12 protein-coding genes and 7 pseudogenes are annotated in these 23273 nt (G+C 61.6%); 6 read left to right on the forward strand and 13 right to left on the reverse strand.

From position 1 onward, the window contains the following. Nucleotides 1-93 precede the first annotated feature (93 nt). A pseudogene (gene tnpC / locus HU230_RS28030) lies at nt 94-1595 on the forward strand (IS66 family transposase). 211 nt (nt 1596-1806) lie between these two features. Here the strand turns inward: tnpC and HU230_RS28040 are convergent. From HU230_RS28040 to HU230_RS28050, 3 genes are all read right to left on the reverse strand, one after another. Further along, on the reverse strand, nt 1807-2916 hold the full coding sequence (locus HU230_RS28040) for an IS110 family RNA-guided transposase (RefSeq protein WP_173643979.1): 1110 nt from the start codon (nt 2914-2916) through the stop codon (nt 1807-1809). A 534-nt stretch (nt 2917-3450) separates the two neighbouring features. After that, nucleotides 3451-3678 carry a hypothetical protein gene (locus HU230_RS28045; RefSeq protein ID WP_224943637.1) on the reverse strand — a complete coding sequence of 76 codons (228 nt, stop codon included), beginning with the start codon at nt 3676-3678 and terminating at the stop codon, nt 3451-3453. Between the two features lie 15 nt (nt 3679-3693). Further along, the gene (locus HU230_RS28050) at nt 3694-4050 is read right to left on the reverse strand and encodes a ParA family protein (protein WP_234600200.1); all 357 of its coding nucleotides are present in this window, start codon (nt 4048-4050) and stop codon (nt 3694-3696) included. Nucleotides 4051-4265: 215 nt separating this feature from the next. Between HU230_RS28050 and HU230_RS28055 the strand changes: the two are divergent. Next, nucleotides 4266-5570: pseudogene (locus HU230_RS28055) on the forward strand (IS5 family transposase); the annotation flags it as partial. Nucleotides 5571-6847: 1277 nt separating this feature from the next. Here HU230_RS28055 and HU230_RS28060 read toward each other — a convergent pair. The 4 genes and pseudogenes from HU230_RS28060 to HU230_RS28075 form a co-directional block, all read right to left on the reverse strand. Further along, nucleotides 6848-7605 (reverse strand): IS5 family transposase gene (locus HU230_RS28060; protein ID WP_207835011.1). Its coding sequence is split into 2 segments (ribosomal slippage): nt 6848-7263 and nt 7263-7605, totalling 759 coding nucleotides; the frame shifts between segments, so codons are not numbered across the junction. 418 nt (nt 7606-8023) lie between these two features. Next, nucleotides 8024-9250, reverse strand: a complete 1227-nt coding sequence (locus HU230_RS28065; RefSeq protein WP_176528572.1) for an IS91 family transposase — start codon at nt 9248-9250, stop codon at nt 8024-8026. Nucleotides 9251-9270: 20 nt separating this feature from the next. Beyond that, a pseudogene (locus HU230_RS28070) lies at nt 9271-10132 on the reverse strand (tyrosine-type recombinase/integrase). 261 nt (nt 10133-10393) lie between these two features. Further along, a pseudogene (locus HU230_RS28075) lies at nt 10394-10609 on the reverse strand (ATP-binding protein); the annotation flags it as partial. 375 nt (nt 10610-10984) lie between these two features. Here HU230_RS28075 and HU230_RS28080 point away from each other — a divergent pair. Further along, the gene (locus tag HU230_RS28080; RefSeq protein ID WP_224497196.1) at nt 10985-11137 is read left to right on the forward strand and encodes a hypothetical protein; all 153 of its coding nucleotides are present in this window, start codon (nt 10985-10987) and stop codon (nt 11135-11137) included. Continuing rightward, nucleotides 11112-13214 (forward strand): recombinase family protein, encoded by a 2103-nt coding sequence (locus HU230_RS28085; protein ID WP_176529005.1) that lies wholly within the window; start codon nt 11112-11114, stop codon nt 13212-13214. The genes HU230_RS28080 and HU230_RS28085 overlap by 26 nt, the downstream gene beginning before the upstream one ends. Here the strand turns inward: HU230_RS28085 and istB are convergent. The 4 genes and pseudogenes from istB to HU230_RS28115 form a co-directional block, all read right to left on the reverse strand. Next, a pseudogene (gene istB / locus HU230_RS28090) lies at nt 13212-13885 on the reverse strand (IS21-like element helper ATPase IstB); the annotation flags it as partial. The gene HU230_RS28085 and the pseudogene istB overlap by 3 nt on opposite strands. Next, nucleotides 13885-15188 (reverse strand): annotated as a pseudogene (istA, locus tag HU230_RS28105) (IS21 family transposase). The pseudogenes istA and istB, both read right to left, overlap by 1 nt. A gap of 669 nt (nt 15189-15857) precedes the next feature. Continuing rightward, on the reverse strand, nt 15858-17444 hold the full coding sequence (locus HU230_RS28110) for a hypothetical protein (RefSeq protein WP_224924192.1): 1587 nt from the start codon (nt 17442-17444) through the stop codon (nt 15858-15860). 404 nt (nt 17445-17848) lie between these two features. Beyond that, a pseudogene (locus HU230_RS28115) lies at nt 17849-19113 on the reverse strand (IS256 family transposase). Between the two features lie 353 nt (nt 19114-19466). Between HU230_RS28115 and HU230_RS28120 the strand changes: the two are divergent. Together HU230_RS28120 and HU230_RS28125 are read left to right on the forward strand one after the other, a co-directional pair. Further along, the gene (locus HU230_RS28120; protein WP_224924193.1) at nt 19467-20285 is read left to right on the forward strand and encodes an IS3 family transposase; all 819 of its coding nucleotides are present in this window, start codon (nt 19467-19469) and stop codon (nt 20283-20285) included. Nucleotides 20286-20333: 48 nt separating this feature from the next. Then, nucleotides 20334-20567, forward strand: coding sequence for an IS3 family transposase (locus tag HU230_RS28125; protein ID WP_224924194.1), 234 nt, complete (start codon nt 20334-20336; stop codon nt 20565-20567). Here HU230_RS28125 and HU230_RS28130 read toward each other — a convergent pair. Together HU230_RS28130 and HU230_RS28135 are read right to left on the reverse strand one after the other, a co-directional pair. Continuing rightward, nucleotides 20537-22606 carry a recombinase family protein gene (locus HU230_RS28130; RefSeq protein WP_176529004.1) on the reverse strand — a complete coding sequence of 690 codons (2070 nt, stop codon included), beginning with the start codon at nt 22604-22606 and terminating at the stop codon, nt 20537-20539. The two genes, HU230_RS28125 and HU230_RS28130, sit on opposite strands and share 31 nt — an antisense overlap. Then, the gene (locus tag HU230_RS28135; RefSeq protein WP_176529003.1) at nt 22596-22766 is read right to left on the reverse strand and encodes a hypothetical protein; all 171 of its coding nucleotides are present in this window, start codon (nt 22764-22766) and stop codon (nt 22596-22598) included. The genes HU230_RS28130 and HU230_RS28135 overlap by 11 nt, the downstream gene beginning before the upstream one ends. Nucleotides 22767-23273: the final 507 nt, after the last annotated feature.

Here is a 23273-nt window from a genome sequence, read left to right on the forward strand (position 1 = left end):
AAGAGCGTGGGATGTGTCGCCAGATGGCGGCGAATATGCTCTGAATTGGGTGTGAGCGACGCCCTGCCTGACGATCCCGAGACGCTGAAAGCGATGCTGCTTGCGGAGCGGTGCGAGAGCGAACGGCTGCGTCAGATCATCAAGGAATTGCAGCGACATCGGTTTGGCCGGCGGGCAGAGACGCTGCCTGAAGATCAGATGCTGCTGGGCCTGGAAGACGTCGAGCAGGTCGCCGCATACAACGAGACGGCGCAGGACGTGAGCGCACCTGAAGGCCGTGAGGTGCAAGCCGGTAGGCGCCGCGTCAACCGTGGCGCCTTGCCGGCGCACCTGCCGCGGATCGAAGTCGTCGTCGACATCGAGGACAAGACCTGTCCCTGCTGCCAGGGCGAGTTACATCGGATCGGCGAGGATAGAAGCGAGCGGCTGGACCTGGTCCCGGCGCAGTTCCGGATCCTCGTGACCCGGCGTCCCAAATACGCCTGCCGCGCTTGCGAGGACGGTGTCATGCAGGCGCCGGCCCCGGCCCGGTTGATCGAGGGCGGACTGCCGACCGAAGCAACCGTCGCCCAGGTTCTGGTGTCCAAATATGCCGATCACCTGCCGCTCTATCGGCAGGCTCAGATTTACGCCCGCCAGGGCATTGAGCTCGATCGTTCGACGCTGGCGGACTGGGTGGGACAAGCAGCCTTCCACCTGCGTCCGTTGCATGAGCGCCTCCTCGGCAAGCTCAGGCGACGGCCAAAGCTGTTCGCCGACGAGACAACGATGCCGGTGCTCGATCCCGGCCGTGGGCGCACCAAGACCGGTCAGCTCTGGGCCTATGCAGCGGACGACCGGCCGCGGGGCGGTGCCGATCCGCCGGGCGTTCGCCTATGTCTATGCCCCCGATCGCAAAGCCCATCGGCTAATCGCCTATCTCGCAGGCTTCGAAGGGATCCTGCAGGTCGATGGCTTCCGGCTATGGCAAGCTCGCCGAGCGTGGCGATGTCCAACTTGCGTTCTGCTGGTCGCACATGCGACGTAACTTCTATCGGCGAGTTCTACGCATCGAAAGGGACATCCGTGGTCGCGGCGCCGAGGAGCGCCGTCTCGTTCGGCAGCAGACAATCCGGGCGCTGGCGGAAGCCTTCGAGCGATGGCTCCGTGCAAAGCTCGCGTTGATCAGCCAAAAGGGCAAGTTGGCCGACGCCATTCGCTATGCGCTCTCACGCTGGGAGGGCCTGACGCGCTTCATCGACGACGGTCATATCGAGCTCGACAACAACACTGTCGAACGATCGATCCGTCCGATCACGCTGAACCGGAACAATGTGCTGTTCGCGGGCTCTGACGGTGGTGCCGAGCACTGGGCCATCATCGCATCACTGGTCGAAACCTGTAAGCTGAACGACGTCGATCCACTCGCTTACCTGCCCGGCGCCCTCACCAGGATCGTCAACGGCCATCCAAACAGCGACATCGATCAGCTGCTTCCGTGGGCCTATTGCCGTCAAGACCTCAACGCTGTGGCCCGAGAACAGCGCTCTGATGTCCGCTGTCAAGGATTAGAACGCAGAGCACCGCCCCGATCGTCGTCGATCGGCTATTCATAGAGATGGTCGTGCATAGGTGGAGGCGGAACCGAAGGACGTCGGTGATCAAGCTCTGATGCGCGGGTTGGCTACCGCATTCCCGATTGTGCGTCCGAGGTCTGCTCCTATCTTACTGCGGGCGTCGGCGCTCTTGCCGGCCACAAAGCGTCTGACGGGCATTCCCTCTGCCGTGGTCCCGCCTCCGCCCATGCACGATGATAAGGGCGCTCGATCAGGCTGTCTGCACTTGCCTGGCAACCGCCCACATGAACCCCACCAGTTCACGGGCGATAGCGGTGCAGACCACCGTCGTTCGTTTGCCGCGCGCCGCCAGCTTCCGGTACCGGGCCGTCAAGCGGCTCTGCGCCTTCCAAGCAATCTCTCGCACTGCTGGCGACGTCTGTTCGAGCCGGTATAGTTTTGTCTTGCCGATCTTCGGCGGGTGTCGATATGTCCAGGCGCTTTCGACCAACATGTGGCGAACACGGCCGTTGCCGGCCTTGGTGATGCCGCCACGTCTGACAGCCTCTCCCGTCGATCGCTCGCTTGGCACCAGACCGAGGTAACCCATAAGTTGACGTGGGCCCTCAAAACGGCTCACGTCACCGACCTCGGTTGCGAATGTCACTGCGACGACCAGATCGACGCCGCGCAATGTTTGAAGCGCCCGCACGAGCGGCTCCAGAGACCAGGTCGAGACGAACTCTTCGATCGTGCGCTCGAGCCGGTCGACCCGGTCCCTGGCGACGCGAACTGCTTCGACCATTTCTTGTAGCGCGATCTGATGTGCGGGGTGGTCGAACTGTTGTTCCTGGAGCCAACGCAAATAGCGCATCGTCCAGCCCTTTTTGCGGGGATAGGTGCGGCCATGCTTGAGCATGAAGGCGCTCACCTGCTGCCGGTGGATGCGCAGCGTCTCAACCGCTGCCGATCGAGCGCGAACGAGGTCGCGCATCGCTTCGTGACCTTCATCGGGAACCCATACCGCCGTCAGCTCGCCGGCGCGTAGCAGCCGCGCGAGAGAAACGGCGTCCCGGCGGTTCGTCTTCACACGATCACCCGGCTTCCTTGGGATCAGCGACGGCGCCACCACCGTGCATTGGTGGCCGAGCGACCGGATCAGGCGATAAAGACCATAGCCAGTCGGGCCGGCTTCGTAACAGAAGTGGACGCGGTCAAACCGGTTGGCGATCCGCCCTAAGACGCGGCGCATGTTGGTGGCCGAAGCATCAACCTCGCCGAAGAACCGAACCTCCCCCTCCCGGCCTGCATCCGCAATCGCGACGGCATTTCTCAGCTTGGCCACATCGATTCCGACGAATGCTTCCCTATAATCTGCCACGGCTCGTCCTCCTGTGATGAGGATCGGCTCGGTTCGCCCGAGCAACCCTCGGACGCGCAGTGTAGGGCGAGCCACCTCATCGGTAGAGGCGGACATACGGTCTTACAAATCTGCCGCGGTCGCCTCAACTACCGTTTTGGTGGGCTCCCAAGGAGCAGTGCCTTGTAGTGATAGGGCTGGCCTGTTTGCTGTGACCGCGGGGACCGACTGCCGCGCCTTGGCCGCTTCCCTTATTACGAGAGCTGGAACGTAGCGGCTTCAATCGGCGAGATCGAGTATCGAGAGCGAGATGTCGCCTAGCTGCTAGCCAATCTTCTCGCTCTCTCTCGTTGGAGTCGAAGGCTGGATTGATGGCGGATTGGGAGACGATCCATTTTTCCATTATGACCGTGATCCCAAGCTCTTTTCCCGTCTCCACCCTTGCTGCGTTGAGTGCTGCGACTGCTTGCGTTTGATCGACAACAAGCTCTCCGGTCCGGTTCTGATAGCGAACCCTTATTGCCAGCGACGATGCTGCCGACCTCGGTTGTGAAACTACGCGATTTTTTGCGCCCAGCGACGCTTCAATCTCCACACCGGCACGCGTTCCGCAACGGCTTCGGCATAGCGGTCTCGTGCAATAATCTGGCCTGGGAATGTGTACTTTCCCGCTTCGCGCAAGAGCTGCTCTAAGTGCGTCCGTTGACGAGGCGACTTGGTATTGAAATTCGAATGCAGCAAGTCGAGATTCTCGTGTCCTGCGACCGCACCGTCGTTGGACACCGATCACGGTCTGCATCAGGCCTTTAATCTTCCAGGTAAATTGGCGCCAGCACATGCGAGGCGGCGATCAGGCAAGCGGCGCTGCGAAGCCCAAGCGATGGCGGGGTATCGATCATTCAGATATCGAACCGCTCGGCGGCATCGGCGAGATTGCTGCAGGGTCATGACGGCAGCAGCGTTGTCGCGATCGATATCCGTAAAGTCACTGTCGGCCGGCGCCAGCGTGATACCGTTGTTTTCACCAGCGACTCGGGTCGCCGGCTTGAAGAGATCGGCCGCCGAGATCGACCCTGTATTCTGCTTGATCGTGTCGGTCGCGCTGCCCTGCGCGTCAACATCGATCATCAGAACCCGGTGGCCCGCTTCCGCCATGAAGCAAGCCAGATGCACAGCAAGCGTCGTCTTGCCGACACCCTTTTTAGTCGTCCGTGAAGAGCGGCTAAGTGATTGAGCTGGAATCGCATTTGTCGTTTTGGATTGTTAGGATTGCAGGGCTTTGATGCTTCGGACATCGGAACCTTGCAGTTTCATTTTCGGGATTCCGTCGAATCGCCAGTCATGATTCCGTCGTTGCATCGGAGGTGGCGATGCGACCGAAGAAGCACAAGACGACGGGATCGGGCGATCTGTTCCGGGCCAGGCTGGACCAGATCATCAATATGAAGCACGAGCTGGTTCAGCCCGCCGGCAAGGTCGATTGGGACTGGATCGACGGCGAGATCGCGCCGCTCTATAGCGAGAACGGCCGGCCGGGCATCGCGACCCGCTTCATGATCGGGCTGCTGCTCAAGCACATTTACGGCCTGTCCGATGAGGGGGTGTGGGTTGAGTCCACGACCCGTATTTCCAGTACTTCACCGGCGAAGAGTTCTTTCAGCACGCGTTCCCGCACGAGCGCTCGGACCTGAGCCACTGGCGCAAGCGGCTCGGCGGCAAGCTGGAGCTGTTGCTGGCCGAGAGCTTGCGGGTGGCGCACGAGGCCGGCGCGTTACGCAGCCAAGACCTAAAGCGGGTCACGGTCGATACCACCGTGCAGCCGAAGGCGATCACCTTCCCGACCGACGCCAAGCTGCTGCACGCGGCGATCAAGGGGCTCAACCGCCTGGCGAGGAACGGGGTCAAGCTGCGGCAGTCCTACCTTCGCATTGCCAAGACCGCGGCAATGATGGCTGGACGCTACGCCCATGCCAAGCAATTCAAGCGGCATCACCGGCAGCTGCGCAGCCGGCTGGGCCGGATCATCCGCGATATCCGCTGCAAGATCGAAGGTCAGGCTGTGCTCGAGAACGCGTTCGCCCTCTCGCTCAGCCGGGCCACGCAGATTCGCGCGCAGCAGCAGCGCCAGCGCGGCTGGAAGCTCTATTCCTTCCACGCCCCGGAGGTGGAATGCATCGGCAAGGGCAAAGCAGCCGCGTCTTACGAGTTCGGTGTCAAAGCCTCTATCGTCACCAACAACCGCCGGGCTCACGGTGGCCTGTTCGTGCTGCACGCCAGGGCGCTACCCGATAACCCGTACGACGGTCACACCTTGCGGGACGTCATCGACCGCACCGAGACACTCACCGGCTGCGCGATCGAGCGGGCCTATGTCGACAAGGGATATCGCGGCCACGACGCACAAAATCCCCGTCGCGTCTTCATCTCTGGCCAGAAGCGCGGCGTCTTCGGTGTCATCAAGCGCGAGCTGCGCCGCCGCTCCGCCATCGAACCCATCATCGGACACCTGAAAGTCGATGGTCACCTCGGCCGCTGCTACCTGCCGTGCCGGCGATGCGGCCAACGTCATCCTCTCCGCCGTCGGCTATAACTTCCGCCGCATCCTCGCCTGGCTCAGGAAGCTCTTGCGCTTCATCCTGATCGTCCTTTGGCGCGCCTTCGCAACCCCAGTCGCCCCTCAATCCCGCTTGTTAACGGACGACTTTTTATTGTTGATGACGATCGTGTTCATTGATGACTATTCCTTCCGATCGTGCTGCTCCTGCTGGCACGATCTCGATGCAACCGGCCTCTTCATCCCTGCTGTTGGTTGGAACCAACAGCCGCTACGGACCGGCGCTTTCTAGATAATCTTCAAAGCCCGGCACAAATCCCCTGCCAGAAGAGTCAGGTCGGCCCAGCCAAAGAAAAAAGACGCGCCGGATCGAAAACCAGTCCGCACGGGTCGACGGGCGGTTGATGTTGTCACCGAAGCGCAGCCGCCCTCCCCGGCGGGTTGGTTTGAACTTCAACACGTTCCGGGCCTGCACCATATTGCGACATCAACTGCTGGAAGGACGCGACAGAACCCGAAGCCCCAGAGACAGGAAATCCCTGCTCCGCGAGAGTCAAAGGGTCCCAGCGCGAAGAACACTAAATGGCGTCAGCTCAGTTGGTTGGGCTTTCCATCTGTTGAGCGTAGTGAAGGGGTCGAGAGCCAGGAATCGACTCCCGCAGTTCTACAAAGTTCCAGTTTGAGACATGAACCTTGGCACGCTTTGTGCTGCCCCATCCTTGTCGGGATTTTGCATCACCTTCGCGGGGCTAGGAGCCAACGCCGCTCGAATCATTTCAAGCGAGCGGCGTTGTATTGTCGAAGCTCCTCGGCGAGTGATCCTGAATCCACACGTGGGCGACACTCGCCGGACCAAGGTATCAACCGCCTTGCCGAGGAAACCCCGCCAAGATCGTCTTTGGCGGCCGACAGCAATGTGAGCGTCCACAGATCGCTAACAAATCCGGAGAGGCTAGCGGGCTTATTTGTTGGCTCGCATGGGGAGCCGTCACCGCCGTCGCTTCGCGCGAGCGAGCCTTTGCGACTTGGTGCGAGACGACAAGCACAATGGCCGAATCTCGAATCTTTGAGAAGCGCCTCCTTCAGCTCGGCGGTCGATTAAGTTGACGATGCCGTTACGCCGCTTGTGCGGCACCAGCAACCGGTCGGCTCTCTGCTGAGATGTTTCGTTGTCGTGCAACACTTCGAGACTGCAGACGCGAGCGATCGCCACGGCGCGGCGCGAGATTCGCTGATGGTTCATGGATTTTGCTTTTAGCTCTGATGCCGGTAGCGGACTGGCTGCCGGCGGTTCAGAAACCGTAATCCTGAACGGCCAATGTGCTTTTGGGGTGCCCCTTCGACATGGGCGCACCGTCCCACCGAACGGGGCTGTTATACGCTAGGGCCGATCGACATTCATGACATCCAGATCATTGCGGCTGCGAGATGGATGAAGCCGGTAAAGTTGGCGGCTCGCCTGTCATAACGGGTTGCCAGGCGTCGGAAGTGTTTGAGTCGGCAGAAGCAGCGCTCGATGCAGTTGCGCTGTTTGTAGGCGTCAACGTCGTGCGGGATGATGATCCTGCGAGTGCGGTTTGACGGGATCACCGCCGTTGCGCCGATTTCCGCGATAATCGCACGCAGGGCGTTGCTGTCATAGGCTTTGTCGGCGAGCACCGCGTCGCCGCTCTGGCCATCAAGCAGTGCGGGCGCCTGGGTAATGTCATTAACCTGCCCAGCTGTGACGATGAAGCGGAGTGGACGGCCGAGCGCATCGGCCAGCATGTGGATCTTAGTCGTCAGTCCGCCTCGGGAACGCCCCAGCGCCTGATCTTTGGCCCCCCTTTTCCGCTCGTCGCCTGCCGGTGGGCGCGAACGATGGTGCTGTCGATCATCAGATACTGGTTGTCGCGATCGGCGGTCAGAGTGGCGAACACGCGTTCCCAGACGCCAGCATGGCACCAGCGGCTGAAGCGCTGATGTACCGTTTTCCACTTACCGTACCGATCCGGCAGGTCGCACCAGTGTGCGCCCGACCGCAAGACCCACAAACATCCGTTGACGAACAGACGATTATCCGCAGCCGTACGTCCCGGGTCGCCAGCTTTCCCCGGCAGCAGTGGCGAGATCATCGACCATTGCGCCTCGGTCAGCTCATATCGCTTCGCCGCCATCATCTGCTCCGTGTCGAATCACGGAACTCTATGAATCAGCGATCAAACCACTTCGGAATCTGGAGGGTTCTGTGAGGTCGCGCTCACGCGAGGGCGCGGCAGGCGCTTATGACGCGACCTCATTGAAGCCGGATTGAACGAAGGCGCGGGAGGCTATTCGCGGTTTTGCAGCTATGGGGATTGTTCGAGATCGCCATGCCCGATCTGCTGGCTCGGCGCGTGAGGCAGAGACACAGGAGTGCGCATCCTGGAAGAGTTGAGATCAGACGCGCTTCGCCTGAGATCGCGATAGGCCTTTTGCTGCATCGGACGGTTGTTGTCGCGCAGTGTGACAGCACGGATTCGACATCGTCCGCGATGATCGAGACGCTGGGAGCGAAATGACGAATGATGATCGTCGTGCACGACATGACTTGGCTCACGATGTGTCGCATCGGAACGGTGATGTTCGAGGGCTGGGGCGTCTGAAGCTATGTCGAAAGCGCTCAATGATGCGCATGACGCCACCACAATCGGGACAGGCAGGAACCTCGGCCCGGGTTTGAGCCTCCGAATCCACAGGCGACGGCTGGCCATCGTTTGGGGCTGTTCGCTCATGATCGAGAAGTTCGCGGCAAAGGGCGAGCTTGGCAGCGCGATGGCGGTTGGCCATGAAGCCGAAGTGGCGGATGCGGTGGAAGCCGTCAGGCAGCGTATGAAGCAGGAAACGGCGAATGAACTCATCGGGCTTGAGATTCATGATCTTTGTCGCGCTGTTTTGGCGATAGTCCTTCCATGAGAAGGCGACATGATCGTCGTCGAGTGCGACGAGCCGGCTGTTGGCGATCGCGACGCGATGGGTGTAGCGGCCGAGATAGGCCAGGACCTGTGCGGGTCCGCCGAAGGGCCGCTTGGCGTAAACAACCCAGTTGATGCGTCGCATGGCGTCGAGGTGGGCCGCAAAGGCAGCCGGCTCGGCCAGAGCTCCGAGATCGCCGAAGAAACGCAAGGCACCGGAGTTGAAGGCTGCCGACAGACGTTTGAGAAAAAGTGTGCGAAATAGTCTGGACAACGGTTTGACGGCCAGGAAGAAGTTCGGTCGGCAAGCGGTCCAGCGCGCGCCATCGGGCGAGAGGCCGCCACCCGGAACGACGCAATGGACGTGGGGATGATGCATCAGCGTCTGTCCCCAGGTGTGGAGGACGGCGACGCCGCCGATCGCACCGCCGAGCCGGCGTGGATTGGCGGCGAGCGTCGTCATCGCCTCGGCGGCAGCCTTGAACAGGATGGCATAGACGACGGCCTTGTTCTGGAAAGCGATCGCGGCGATCGGTGCGGGAAGTGTAAAGACGACGTGGAAATAGGGAACCGGAAGCAGGTCGGCTTGACGCGCGGCGAGCCACGCGGCTCGGGCTCTCCCCTGACACTTCGGACAGTGCCGATTGCGGCAGGAATTATAGGCAACGCGTGTCGTGCCGCAGTCGTCGCAAGCCTGCATGTGGCCGCCGAGCGCCTCGGTCCGGCACGCAACGATCGCGCTCATCACGCGCCGCTCGACCCGCCCCAGATGACCGGCATGTACACGGCGATAGGCGTCGCCATGCCGGCACAGAATATCGGCAATCTCGATGGCGGGCCTGTTGGAGCGGATGTCGGAGCGGGTCATGACCCGCATCCCGCTGCGGGTCATCCAGGTGGCGTCACCTCCAGCGACAGGCGATCGAGCGGGCTCTGCGTCGCTCGGATCGTATCGGTGGCGACCTGCGTGTAGCGCGCTGTCGACGACAAATTATTGTGCCCGAGCAAGACCTGGATGATCCGGATATCGGTTCCGTTCTCGAGAAGATGTGTCGCGAAGCTGTGGCGCAGCGTGTGCAGCGTGACGCTGCTTGGTCAGGCCCGCAGCCTTCACCGCCGACCGGCAGGCGGCATGCAGCACGGTCTGATCGATCGGATGATCTTCGTCACGACCAGGGAACAGATAAAGCCGCGGCCGGGCGAGCCGCCAGTAGGTGCGCAGGATGCCCAGCAGCTGGGGCGACAGCATCACGTTGCGATCCTTCGCGCCCTTGCCGTGGCGCACCTGGATGACGCCGCGGGCGCTGTCGATGTCTTCGATCCGCAGTCCCGCAACCTCCGAGGCCCTGAGCCCGGCCGCATAGGCGGTGGTGAGCGCGGCGCGGCTCTTCAGGCTCGATACCGCTTCAAGAAACTGAACCACTTCGTCGGCGCTGAGAACGACCGGCAGCTTGCGCGGTTCTCGCGCATAGGGAATGCGCTCTGGGATGAGCGCCTCGCCGAGCGTGACGCCGTAGAAAAACCGTAGCGCACAGACGATCTGGTTCAGCGCCGGCCATGAGATGCCGGTCGAGACCAAATGCACCTGGAAGGCGCGGACGTCTTCCAGCTCTAACCGGTCAGGCGATCGGCCAAAATAGCGGCTGAACTTCGAAACCGCGCTGATGTAGGATCTTTGCGTCGCCGGCGACAGATTGCGGACGGTCATGTCTTCGATCATGCGGCGGCGAAGAGGGCTCAAATCGGCCATCTCGATACTCCTGTCTGAGGGGGTGGGCTCCAACACCCACATCCTCTCAGCCAGGAGGCGATCTATGCCACCTTGCCCCCTACGCCGCGGCAGCGGCTTAGTTCAATCCTGAATGTCGATCGGCCCTAGGGCCCCCTACGCATTGGAGCAGCCGCAAGGATCATACATCTGGCAGGTTCTCGCGCCGCATGCGCCCGAGGTGTCAAACGCCATCCGGAACTGCCCCCTTTGCGTCATGAAGAACTGCCTCCACCATCGGGATTATGATCTCGGTTGAAGGTTGGCTCCGCCGCTGACGGGACGGAGGGAGGCGGAGCCGACCGGAGGGCCGTCAGCGGCGGGCGGCTTGATGAGGCCGCTCTTGCGCTTGGCTCGGAGCCGGTAGCTGTCGCCGCGGATCGTCAGCACGTGGCTGTGGTGCAAGAGCCGGTCGAGGATCGCGGTGGCGACCACGGGATCGCCGAACACGGCAGAGTACCCCTATTCTTGAACGGGTCGTGTCTCACGTCACGATCACTGACCCGCATCATTTCCTATTTGGGCACCGGCTTGAGGTGCTGAAGGAGCGGTCGGGACGCGGTCCCGCCTACGTTGTTGTCGCGCTGCCGGACGGACGGCGGCGGGGGGTTCGGATCGCGTCGACGGATCTTACCGAGACGTCGATCGCTTTCCGCCCGAACGCGGCCGACCTGCCGCGCATCAGTGTACGGACGCTGATCCCATTGATGCAACATTTGAGCGCGAGTCTGAGCCTTCTCGACGAGAAGGTGATTCGCGATGACCCACCGACCGCTCCCAGGTCGCGTTGCGTATCGACCCCTGCCAACGTTGGCAAATCCATCCGGCCGTCCGATGGCCGATATTCCGCGCCTCTGGCCGAATCTGTCGACCGCGACGCAAACCCAGATTGCTCAAACGATCGCCGCGCTGATGCGGCGAATGCAAGCGATCCCCGGCACGCCCGGAAGGGGACTGGGTCGTGCTGATCAGCTCGACCGTCGCTGACGAGCGGCTCACGACGGCTCACCGAGCCAAGTTGGCCTATGTCTACGTGCGGCAGTCATCCGTGAACCAGGTGCGCCAGCATCAGGAGAGCACCGAGCTGCAGTACCGCCTTGTCGATCGCGCCATCGGTCTGGGCTGGCCGCCCGAGCGCGTCCAGGTGATTGACGAGGATCTGGGCAAATCCGGTGCTGGCGGCGTGGACCGTCATGGTTTCCAGAAGCTCATTGCCGAGATCGGCCTTGGCAACGCCGGTCTCGTGGTGAGTCTCGACGCTTCGCGCTTGGCCCGCAATAACCGGGACTGGCATCAGCTTCTCGAACTGTGCTCGGTATTTGGCGTGCTGATTGCGGATGGCGAGCGGCTTTACGATCCGCGCGCCTATCACGACCGCCTGCTGTTGGGCCTGTCCGGCATCATGAGCGAGGCGGAGCTGCATCAGCTTCGGATGCGCCTTCACCAAGGGGAACGGCAGAAGGCGGCGCGGGGCGAACTGCGGCTGCCGCTGCCGGCCGGGCTCGCCTACGATCGAGCGGGCACAATTGTTCTCAATCCGGATGAGGAGGTGCGCGCCCGTCTTCATCTCGTGTTTGCTAAATTCCGGGAACTGCAAAGTGCGCGCCGTGTGATGCGCTACTTGGACAGGAATGGATTGTCCTTGCCGGTTCGGCCGCTGCTTGGACCTTCTCCACACGAGATCGTCTGGCGTGCGCCAGATAGCACACGCGTCCTTAATATCCTTCAGAATCCGGCCTATGCTGGGGCGTATGTTTATGGCCGCCGGCAAAAGGACCCGAGCCGATGCCGGCGGGGATCGCTGACGGGAACGGTCAAGGTAGCGATCGCGGATTGGGCGGTTTGCCTCCACGCCGCTCACCCAGGCTATATCAGCTGGGAGGAGTTCATGGCCAACCAGGGGCGATTGGCAGATAACGTCTGCCGCTATGAGGCAGGTCACTCTGGCGTACCGCGCAAGGGGGCAGCCCTGTTACAAGGAATTGCGGTCTGCGGTCGTTGTGGACGGCGCATGAGCATGCGCTACACGGGCCCGAATGCCGACTATCCGGTCTATTGCTGCCGCTCGGATCGGGACCAGCAAGGCAGTGCAATGTGCCAGGAAGTCCGGGCCTTGGCGGTTGACGCGCTGGTCGAGCGGATAGTCCTCGACGCCCTGGTGCCGGATCAGATTGAGATCGCACTCGCAGCCGCGGGCCAACTGGAGCAGGAGAGCCGTCAGCTCGAGCGCCAGTGGGCGCTTCGCGTGGAGCGCGCCCGCTACGAGGCCGAGCGCGCTCGGCGCCAGTATGACGCCGTAGAGCCCGAGAACCGTCTTGTGGCGCGCTCACTTGAGCGGGCTTGGGAAGAGAGGCTGCGTGTCGCAGAGGCGGTCGAGCAGGAGCATGCGCGTTGGCGCGGGCAAGAGCCGCTTCTGATTGGCCCGGCGGAATGCGCAGGGCTACAAGCGCTCGGCGAGAACCTGCCGCGGATTTGGAACGCGGCCACCACGTCGGCAGCCGATCGCAAGCGCATTCTGCGATTTGTGATCCGCGAAGTCGTTCTTGATCAGAAGCGGACCCGAGGTCAGGTGTGGCTCAAGATCGTCTGGCAGACCGGTGCAACCAGCGAGCATCACGTGCAACGGCGCGTTCAGACATACCGTGATTACATCGACATTGATCGGTTGCGGCAACGGATCGTCGAGTTGAATGCTGAACACAAAATGGATGCCGAGATCGCGGCAATACTCAATCAGGAAGGCTTCGTCGCGGCTCGAGGCTGCGCCTTCAAAGGCGAGAATGTCTGGCTGTTGCGTACCCGCTGGGGCATTCCCACCGTCAAAATCAACGGCGTGGACAAGAATCCGATGCGCTGGCCCGATGGAAGCTTCTCAATTCAGGGCGCAGCGGCTGAGCTTGGAGTGACCCCGCAGACGGTGTTCGATTATCTCGCGCGGGAATTGCTGGCAGGTCGTCAGTTAGCCAAAGGCCAGCCATGGCAGATCGAGCTCTCAGACGACCAAATCCGTCAGCTTCGCAATCGGGTACGACGCACCAAGCGTTCGAAGAAGGAGGCATCATGAAGTCATCGGCTCGGCGAACACGGTGCCCCATTCGGCAACACTGCGGTTCGAGGTGATCAGCATGGCGCCAGTTTCATAGCGCCGACTGACCAGTTGGAAGAACAGATGCGCCGCGTCAGGTTCCAGCGGCAGGTAGCCGAGCTGGTCGACGATCAGCAGCTTTGGCTTCGACAGCGCGAGCAGTTTCTCATCCAGACGCCGTTCGCCATGCGCCTTGGCAAGGCCTGCGACCAGTGTCGTCGCCGTGGTGAACTGCACCGTGTACCCGGCCAGGATCGCCTCTCGCCCAGCGCGATCGACAAGTGCGTCTTGCCGACTCCGGGCGGCCCGAGCAACAGCACGTTCTCTCCGTTAGCGATCCAACGTGATGCGGCAAGGTCGCGGATCTGCTTGGGATCAATCGAGGGCTGCGCCTCGAAGTCGAAGCCTGCGAGCTCCTTCACGGCCGGGAAGTGTGCAAGCTTCAGCGCCATATCGATGCGGCGATGATCCTTGCGCGCGATCTCACGTTCGCACAGCAAGATCAGCGTCTCACGCGCCGACAGGTTCGCGCGCGCCGCCTCGTCGAGCAGGCTGTCGAGCTGATCGCGGATGCCGGAGAGCTGCAATCGCGCCAGCATGGCATCGAGCGGATCGGTCGGTGCTTCGGTTGCCTTCTTTGCGCGCGTCATCAGAAGCTTCCCCCGATCACGGCTTCATATTCGGTAAGCGGACGCAACAACGAATGCGGTGGAGACGATCCCGGCACCGCCGCTGCAGTCTCCGGCCGGCGGACCGCGCCATTGCGCCCGGCAACACCGTCGAGATGAACCGGATCGACGATCCGCAGCCGGCGCCCCTTCGATTGCTCGTGAACCGCGACCTGGTGCACGCCATGGCGGATCCGCACCTCGCCGGCCGCGATCGTTACCGCTACGCGCTCGCCAATAAGGCGCCACGGCACCGAGTAGCTGTTCGTATCAATCTCGACGGCGCAATCATTGCCGACGACGCGGGTCAGTTCACGCAAGGATCCGAACGGCGGCTGCTCGCCGAGCGGCTTCAACCGATGTATTTCGTCACGCGCTAAGCGGATGATCGGCGCCTCGCCGGTCGTGCCGTGGATACGAACGTTCGCAACCTCACGCTCCCACCTGTCGAGATGCGCCTCGAATGCTTCCCAACTAAGGAATGACCGGCGATCGCGTTCTTCTTCACGTAGCCGACGCCGTTCTCCGTCTTGCCCTTCGTGCGCGCCCGATATGGCGCGGACGCGCGAGGACGGAAGCCCCAATGTTTTGCGAAGGCTATCAGCTTGTCGTTGAACTGAACCGACCGGCTCACCGCGTCGTGGCGCACGACAAGCGCGCGTGGATTGTCCATCAGCACTTTCTCCGGCACACCGCTGAAGGTCGTGAACGTGCTCTCGAGCCCGGCGAACCAATGCTCCTGCCTCTCGGCCCGGAACGCACGCACATGGAGCCGTCGCGAGTGTCCAAGCGTTGCCACGAACACGAATGCCTTGACTTTCGCCCCTCCGATCTCGACCAGACGCTCCCCGAAGTCGATCTGCAGCTGCCGGCCCGGCGGCGTCTCAAACCGCGTCGTCGCCAGCGCCTCCGCCTTCAGCGCCTGGCGATAGGGCTGCACGGAGCGTTGCAGTGTCCGTCGGCTGACGGCCACGCCTTTCTCGGCCAACAGGTCCTGGCGCACCACGTCGGCATTGCCGCGATGCCGAATGAGCCTCTCGCGCAGCCAGCCCTCAAGGCCGTCGAGACGCTTCGGCCGCTCAGGCGACTTGAACGGCTTCACCCCGCCCGCCGCCACGTAGTCCTTCACCGTGTGATGGCTGCAGCCAAGCTGCCGCGCAATCCGCTTCACGCCCCACCCGCACGCTCTCAGGCGCATCATTTCCGCCACGTCATCCGGCGTCTTCATCACCTGCCCCCGTGGATCATTCCACGGCGAGCCTTCAGTGATTCGTTCCCGCTTCATTCACTCTCTCCTCAGCTATCCGAGGGGGGGCAATTCCTCGTGACGCTGAGGGGGCAGTTTTCCATGGCGCGCGACAGCAGGGTGCAGGATTCACGGACAGTGCGAATAAGGGCATAAGGTCGGAATCGCAGTCGGCGCCCGTGATTCGCCTTGCTCCAAGCCTTCCGCTCACTGGTTTCCCCCGAGCTTTCGATTGTCCAGATCCTTCCCCGGACCGACAGGGTGGCGCTCGTGGCTCGGCTGAAGTCAGCGGTCTTGCTGTGTCCCTGTTGCGTCTGCCAGACGAGTCGCGTCCACAGCCATTACGTGCGACGCTTTAGCCGATCTGCCGTGGCAAGGTCGGGTGGTCGAATTCCGGCTTCACGCGCGGCGGCGAAGGCTGCCTCCGTTCATGTCTCTGATATCGGCGCGAACGATCTGGCGAGCCGATTAGAGGCGGCCTAGGCGCTTGCAATCGCCATTCCGGGTATCGTCGTGAACCACGACTTGCCCGATCGCCGTGTAGAGCGCCTGCCGCTCGCAACTCGACTTCACCTCGTAGATCTTGCGCAAGACGCCGCCGGTCTGGACCCCGAGATCAACATAGCTATCCTTGAAAAATGGTCTGAAGCGGTAGCTGCAATGACCCGTGCCTTGCCCGGGAATGTCCCATCGCTGATAATGGCGCAATCAACAGAGTTGCCGAACGAAACGTTCTGCCCATAAAAAACGTGCCAAGGTGCTCGTTGCGGAAAATTCGTGTGTTGTTATCACCCTGTTCAAGAGTGCCATGACAGCCTCTTGCGAAACCAAGCCGAAGTCGGCCAAGGCGCAAGAAGCAAGCTGTGATGAAATTATGTCCGCACGAGCCGCAATCGCCTTTGGCAGTACAAGCGCGAAAGTCTCCTTTGCGTAACCGCGTGGAAATACGTCAGAGCCCAAGCGCTCACGCAAGTAAGAACGGAGGAGCTCCTTGCCCGAGCGAAGTGCAAACGGAAGCTTCGCTCCAAAATTGATCAATCTCGGATCGCCGAATGGGCGGACGGGCCAAAGTCCTCGCGTCGCGAGTGGGCGAGCATGACAAAGACTTGCGAGCAGAGTTGTGGATAGAGTGGCGCTGATGGGGGCGCTAAAAAGGAAGGATGAACGAGCGGCGTCAAGCCCGCGTTTCGTCAATAGGTCTTCTGCAAGCCCAAGCGCGATATCCAGGTCGGGTGAAGACGGAGATCTGGGTTCCTCCTCGTCGCTGCTGAAGCGAGCGCAAAGCTCGTCTCCTCCTATGCCGGTCCAGATTATTTCGCAGCCATCACCTCGGAACCGATCCCAGAGTGACCCGAACGCCTCAAGGTAATACTCTGAAATGAGTGGCAGGCGTCCTTTCAGGTCAAGATCTAGATCAATCGCCGGCATGTGGGCGTGCATGTCAACTTTGTGATCGCGACAATCCAGTGCGCTCAAAATGCTAGCTCGGCGGTCAATCTGCTTGGGGCTACTCCCGTCGCCCAATAGTATCCCGCCACATGCTAGCGATGCTACACTCTCGCTAACAGCAACTGCGACGGAAGCGGAGTCCATTCCTCCGCTCAGCTCCACAGCGTTTGCGCAGAAGGCCGTCGGCCGCGAACGAACAACCGCCTGAAGAGTATCAGAAAACTCAAGGACATAATTGCTCCCCTCTCGTCCAGAGAGCTCAGGGGCTGATGAGGTTGTCGCGCCGTACTCAAATGACGTTTGCGATCTGTCGACGTACAAGGTGGCGCCAGCAGTCAGCAGATTAACGCCAACGCGGGCCTGTCGCGCAGAGTAGAACGTTCTCATAGATAGATGATGGGCTATGATTTCTGTATCGATCGTTCCCGATTTATCCAAGAGATCCATGAAATCCCAGGAGAGCGTAACCGTACGAGTGCGCTCCTCCACGTGGAAGTAAATTGGGAGGCTGGCTATATAGCCTGCTCGTACACGCAACCGAGGGCCCCGTCGAGCCGCCTCGATCACGATAAAATCGAGCGGCCAGTGCATACATTTCTGGTAGTGCTGACGAAACTGATCCATAGACGCATGGGCTATTACGGCCGAATGAACGCCAGCCTCGTCCGCCGCTACTTGACGCTCACGTATGACGAAGAACCATTGTTCAGTGTTCTTCACTAACGAACTCTCAAGACTCTTATGTTGGAACGGCCGGATGTAGCTTTCACCAACCTGTATCGAACTGCCTTTGGCAACAGGATCGTAGTTTTCCAAGTCGGCTATTTTCAGAGTGGCCTTGAGCATTGGTTCCTTAAACGTTGCCGCCTCTCGTGGGAGAGGCGGTAACGGAGTTAAGAATGATCTTAAAGGTAGCCGAAGTTACTGCTGTCGTTAGGGAAGGGGCCCTTCTCTCCCTGAATAGTGGGAGGTGGCAGTACCGGTAAGGGGAGGTCAGTTGTATCGGGCCGCGATGGCCGCTTAGGCGCGTCTGCAGTTGTGCTCTTCATGTCAATCTCCGGGTGATCGGGCTTCTCGTCGTCTCAAATCTAGGCTTCAGTAAAAGCCAGAGAGAGTGGCGCGGCACCGTGTCGAGCCACAATGGAAGGTCTCTCATGTGAGAAGGCGGGCGACAACCTACCAATGTCGGCAGTTGGATGACGGTGCTGGACAGAAGAGCTATCGCCAAATTTTGGTGACGGCGCGGCCGGTCAGGCGGCGGCGGTTATGGGCTGACGGTCAGTCGGTTTGGCGATGACCTCGATCCCGTCGTTGAATGTCAGACTCGAGAACGAGTTTTGGCAACTGGTTGTGGCCATCGAGACAACGCCGGCTTTTCTGCGCGGCCTCAAGCAGTTTGAAGACCATCGCGAGCGCCGTTCTGTTGGACAGGCTATCGTGCGGTGGCGCACGGTAGCGAAGGTGCTTCCAATGGGATTGATGGTCCGCAGGTGTTTCCAGTGTTCGGCCGGGAAGTCGTAGAACGCCAGTAGCGTGTCCCGATCCTTGCTCAGGCAGTCGGTCGCCTTCTCGTATTTGGGCGTATAGCTCTCGATGAAGGCGTCGAACGCCAGCTCGGCGGCGGCCTTGGTTTCGGCCATCCAGATCTCCTGCAACGCGCGTTTGGCTTTAGGCTGCTGGCTCTTCGGCAACTTGGCGACCACGTTGGCGGTCTTGTGTACCCAGCAGCGCTGCTCGCGCGTTTTCGGCCAGACCTCGCCGGCGGCCTTCCAGAACCCGAGCGCGCCGTCGGCGATGGTGAGCCGCGGCGGCACGCCGAGCCCGCGCCGCTTCAGGTCGAGCAGCAGATCGCGCCAGTCCTGCGCGCTCTCGCGGGCGCCATCGGTGAGGCCGACCAGTTCCTTGCGGCCTTCCGGCGTCGCGCCGATCAGCACCAGGATGCACTGCTTTTCGTCTTCGAGGCGTGCTTGGAGATGGATGCCATCGGCCCAGATGTAGACGTAGCGCTTCGCCGACAGATCGCGCCTCTGCCACGCGGTGTGTTCGTCAAGCCAACCGTCCTTCAGACGGCCGATGCCGACAACCCGGCAGCATCCTTGCCGAGCAGCGCCGCCAGAGCCTCGGAGAAGTCGCCGGTGGAGATACCCTTCAGGTAAAGGATCGGCAGCAGCGTCTCGATCGATTTCGAGCGGCGCATGTAGGGCGGCAGGATCGATGGAGAGAACCGGATGCGGTCGGGATCGGTAGCCTCCGCCTCGCGATCGCGTACACGCGGCTGGCGGACGCCGACCGGACCGATACCATCCATCACCTCGCGTTCCGGCAGGTGACCGTGGCGCACGACGCGCTGGTGGCCGTCCGCAGTCTTCAAATCGGCATGCTTGCCGAGAAAGTCCGCGACCTCGGCCTCGACCGCCTGGGCCAACAGAGCACGCGCCCCATTGCGCAAGATTTCGGTGAGTTGATCGTCGACGTTTCCTGGCTGAATCAACTTGATGATGTTATCTTTGGACACGGCATATCGCTCCTTCGGTGGAGAAGTGGAGGCGTCAAGCACCCCCACGATATGCCGCCTTCCCGATTCCCGCCGTCACCAACTTTCAGCGATAGCTCCTCACCCGCCGAATGTGCCAATTACTTCGCCGACGCCGGATATGGCCAAAACTAAAGTAATCACGCTCTAGGTTGTGACGAACCGAAGTTGCATCCGATGCAAAGACCGCCATGGGATATCGCCCCGAGCGATCAGACCTTGACGCCTTATGACCGGGAGCACGCCGTCACCTACATGCGCATGCTGGAAGCGGACTGAACCTCCTCCGAATGAGTGGACACCTGTAGTAGGCTCATTGAGCGCGGAGGTGTCGAATGGAACGTCAACGTCGGTCGTTTACCGAGGAGTACAAGCGGCAAGCCGTTGAGCTGGTGGTGTCGAGCGGCCGCTCGATTACGTCGGTTGGCAAGGAACTTGGTCTGCGAGACTCGGTGTTGCGGCGCTGGGTGGATAAGTCCGGCGGACCAGGCTTCGGAGATCGCCCGGTTGCGCCAGGAGAACGAACGGCTGCGCATGGAGCGCGACATTCTAAAAAAGTCGATCGCGATCTTTGCCGGAACCCGGACATGAGCTTCCGCTTCATCGAGGATCACCGCGATGCCTATCCGGTACGGCTGATGTGTGCCGTACTCGAGGTCTCGCCGGCCGGCTATTACGCCTGGCGCGATCGCCCGGTGAGTAAGCGGACAAAGTCCAATGCCGCGCTCCTGGCCGCGATCCGGCAAGTCCATCAAGACAGCAACGGCCGCTACGGCAGTCCCCGCGTCCATGCCGTCCTGCGGAGGCAGGGCCGCGGCGCCAGCCGCGGCCGGATCGAGCGGATGATGCGTCGGCACGGTATCCGCGCCATCAGGGCGCCGCCGCGCCGTGTGGGCACCACCGACAGCCGTCACAACCTGCCGATCGCGCCGAACCTGATCGCGCGCGACTTCTCAGCCCCGGTTCCGAACCGGATTTGGCTCGCCGATATCACCTACATCCCGACCGCGGAGGGCTGGCTGTATCTCGCGGCCGTGATGGATCTCTTCAGTCGAAAGATCGTCGGCTGGGCCATGCGCGATCATATGCAGGTCGAACTCGCAGCAGCGGCACTGACGATGGCCATCCAGCAACAACGGCCCCAGCCGGGTTGATCCACCACTCCGATCGAAGTGTGCAGTATGCCTCACACGCCTATCGCAATGCTCTCGCAGGCGCCGGCATCACCGCATCGATGCGGCCGCAAGGCCGATTGCTACGACAATGCTCCGATGGAGAGCTTCTTCCATACCTTGAAGACTGAGCTCGTTCATCATTGCAACTACAAGACCCGCGCCGAGGCCCAGCGCGATATCTTCGCCTTCATCGAAGGCTTCTACAACCGCGCATCAGAACACCCATCTGTCTATGTTGTTGAAGAGAAGAGAGTTTGCTGATCGGGATGCGATCCTGTGGGGTATCTTGGGTTCTGTCGCGCTCCTTCGGCGATAGATTGAGCGGCAGCTGTTATCAGCGAGGCGCGAGCAAAGATCCACGGGCCGTCCGATAGCGGATGGATGGCTGCGATCTCGCCGGCTTCAGCGGCGAGCCGGAGCGTCTTGGGCGCGACCTTCAGGAGCTTTGCGGCGTTGCTAAGGTTGAGCCAGGGTTCGATCCCGTCATCGGCGGGCTTGAACACCGGGAGGTGGTAGCTCGAGCGCATTGATGTGACGCGCTCGCGGGTCCAGCGATTGCCGTTGCCCGTCTTGAGGCCGTTTCGGTTGAGGAGGCCGGCAATCAGATCGTCGCTGGCGATCAGCACCAGTTGACGCACGGCTTGGATAATATCGGCGGAAGTGCTGTTGCGCTGTCCGCGCCGGCGCTTGGGCAAGCGCAACTCGCTGTGAGCGCCACCCACCCAGTGGACGATGAGAACGATCTCGGACGCCGCGTCGTCTATATCGGCCACGACCTCATGGACGAGGGTGCGTACAATGCGCTTCTTGAGACGAGCATCCGTCGTCGGCGCATCCCAGACCGTTTTGAGGTTCGAGGCCAGTACGCCGAGCGAAGCTGGATCAGCAATGGGTGCGGGCGTGGCCGCATCATGCATGGCGATCTTGCCCTCGACCTCCGCCGCGTGAGCGAGTGCCCTGTTCCAGCGCGCTTCCAGCTCACTCGCCACCAACCGGTTCGCGGGGTCAGCGGCATCGTATTGCCGGAAAGCCCGGTCGGCGGCATAGCGCGCCGCTTCCAGATCGCGACTGAGCGCATCGCGCACCTGATCCCGCCGTTCCCTGGCTCCTTCGGCGGCAGCGGTTGCAGCGGCGATAGCGCCCGGACCGACGACGCCAAGCAGTGCTTCCTCGATTGCATCATCGACACGCAATCCGCCGAAGGCGATGCAGTGAGGACCGCCATTGTCCATCCAGGCGCGGCTGCAGCTGTAGCGTGGGATATGGTGCTTCATGCCGGAGTACCGGAGTGTGAGCTTGCGGCCGCAGCGCTTGCACCGGATCAGACCGGCCAGCAGCGCGTCACCATGCTTGGGTGCGCCGTGATGCCGACCGGTGGGAACGTTGCTGCTGACCATGGTGCGGATCGCCTCGAACCTCTCCCAGCTCACATACCCGTCGTGGGTGTTGGGCTTCAGCGCCAGCCATTCGTTCCGTGTCTTGCGGCGGATCTTCAAGCTCACGCCCCCGGCGCTGTATCCCGCCGCCACAGCCGTCTTACCATAGGCATAGGCGCCGCCGTAGACCGGGTTCTCAATGATCCGGTGGATGGCGGAGTAACTCGGTCGCCGCCAGGCTGTGTCGCCGTTGGACTGCTTCACTGGTAGATCGAGATTGTACTCGTGGAGCCAGCAGAGCGCCTGTCGCGCGCTGCCCAGTTCCTCGACCTTGTCGAACACCAGCTTGATCGCTTCCTGGACACGCCGATCCGGATCTTTCTCATAATGGTCGCCGGCCTTCACGAAGCCGACGGGCGCCGCCACAACCAACTCGCCCCGGCGCGCCTTCTCGTAGCGGGCCGAGAGCGAGCGTTGGCGCAACAAATCCAGTTCGTACTCGTTGAGGCTGCCCTTGAGCCCGAGCAGCAGGCGGTCGTTGCCGTGCCTTGGCGCATAGATAGTCTCCTGATCGACCAGAACGGTATCGACCACGCGGCACATCTCGATGAGTTGCTGCCAATCCCGGCTGTTGCGGGCGAAGCGCGAGACCTCGCGGGCGCAAACCGCACCAACCTTACCGAGGCAAACCTCCGCTACCATTCGCTCGAAACCGGCGCGTTGCACGCCGCCGGCGGCTGAACGACCGAGATCATCATCGATCACTTCGATCTCTGACCACCCGAGTGCCGTCAGCCGGTCCCGCATGGCGTATTGCAATGCGCTGCTCTCGCGATTGTGCAACACCTGATGTGCTGAGGATTGGCGCACGTAAAGAATCGCCTTACGCTCCAGATGATGAGGCCTGACCTTGTCAGAGATCATGATCGACCCCCTTCGCGGGCGGCGTCGCTGTCATCGCAGCATGGTCGAGGATCAACTGCGTCATCAGGCTTGTGAGGGCCGCCCGCGCTTCCGCCGGCAGCTCCGACCATGCCGGCGCGCCGAGGGCGCCGTTCGACAGGCCGCTCCCGAACAGATCCATCTGCTGCTGCAACCGCGGTTGTCGATTGTGTCGGTATCCGCTCCCTGGCATTGCCGTCTCGCGTGACATGAGTCGCTCCCCGATTCTGGTCGTGAGAGCCTCTGGATGCGCCAGAAAGCGGGGCAGCTGATGGCGTTCGATCCTTCAACGCCAGATCGAGAAGCGCAGCGAGCGCCGCAAGTGCATCGATGCTAACAAACGGCCGAACTGTCAGAAGCTCGGCGTCAGGGCAGGCCGTCCGGTCGAACATCCATGCTGGAACTTCCAGCCAACGGTCTGCTTGCGATCCGTCCAGGGTGCAGCGAAAAACGACATCGTCAGCCTTGTCGACCGCCCCATGAACGCAAACTCGGCGACCAAACCAGGGATGATGCCGATAAAGAACCTCGCGAAGAACGGTCCTGTGGGCGTTCTCAAACGTCGTTGTACAACCGAACAAGGCTCCATTCCGCCCTGGGATATATCGCCCCGATCGAAATGGAGCTAAAAGCCGCCTAAACCAGTCCA

It is taken from the genome of Bradyrhizobium quebecense, from assembly GCF_013373795.3.
GTDB lineage: Bacteria > Pseudomonadota > Alphaproteobacteria > Rhizobiales > Xanthobacteraceae > Bradyrhizobium > Bradyrhizobium quebecense.

Bases quoted from the DNA above. Each gene is read 5' to 3' on its own strand.
- HU230_RS28050 (WP_234600200.1), bottom strand. From the start codon at position 4,050: ATGGCGGAAGCGGGCCACCGGGTTCTGATGATCGATGTTGACGCGCAG.
- HU230_RS28065 (WP_176528572.1), bottom strand. From the start codon at position 9,250: ATGACCCGCTCCGACATCCGCTCCAACAGGCCCGCCATCGAGATTGCC.
- HU230_RS28080 (WP_224497196.1), top strand. From the start codon at position 10,985: ATGGCCGATATTCCGCGCCTCTGGCCGAATCTGTCGACCGCGACGCAA.
- HU230_RS28110 (WP_224924192.1), bottom strand. From the start codon at position 17,444: ATGCTCAAGGCCACTCTGAAAATAGCCGACTTGGAAAACTACGATCCT.
- HU230_RS28120 (WP_224924193.1), top strand. From the start codon at position 19,467: ATGGAACGTCAACGTCGGTCGTTTACCGAGGAGTACAAGCGGCAAGCC.
- HU230_RS28125 (WP_224924194.1), top strand. From the start codon at position 20,334: ATGCTCTCGCAGGCGCCGGCATCACCGCATCGATGCGGCCGCAAGGCC.
- HU230_RS28130 (WP_176529004.1), bottom strand. From the start codon at position 22,606: ATGATCTCTGACAAGGTCAGGCCTCATCATCTGGAGCGTAAGGCGATT.
- HU230_RS28135 (WP_176529003.1), bottom strand. From the start codon at position 22,766: ATGGATCTGTTCGGGAGCGGCCTGTCGAACGGCGCCCTCGGCGCGCCG.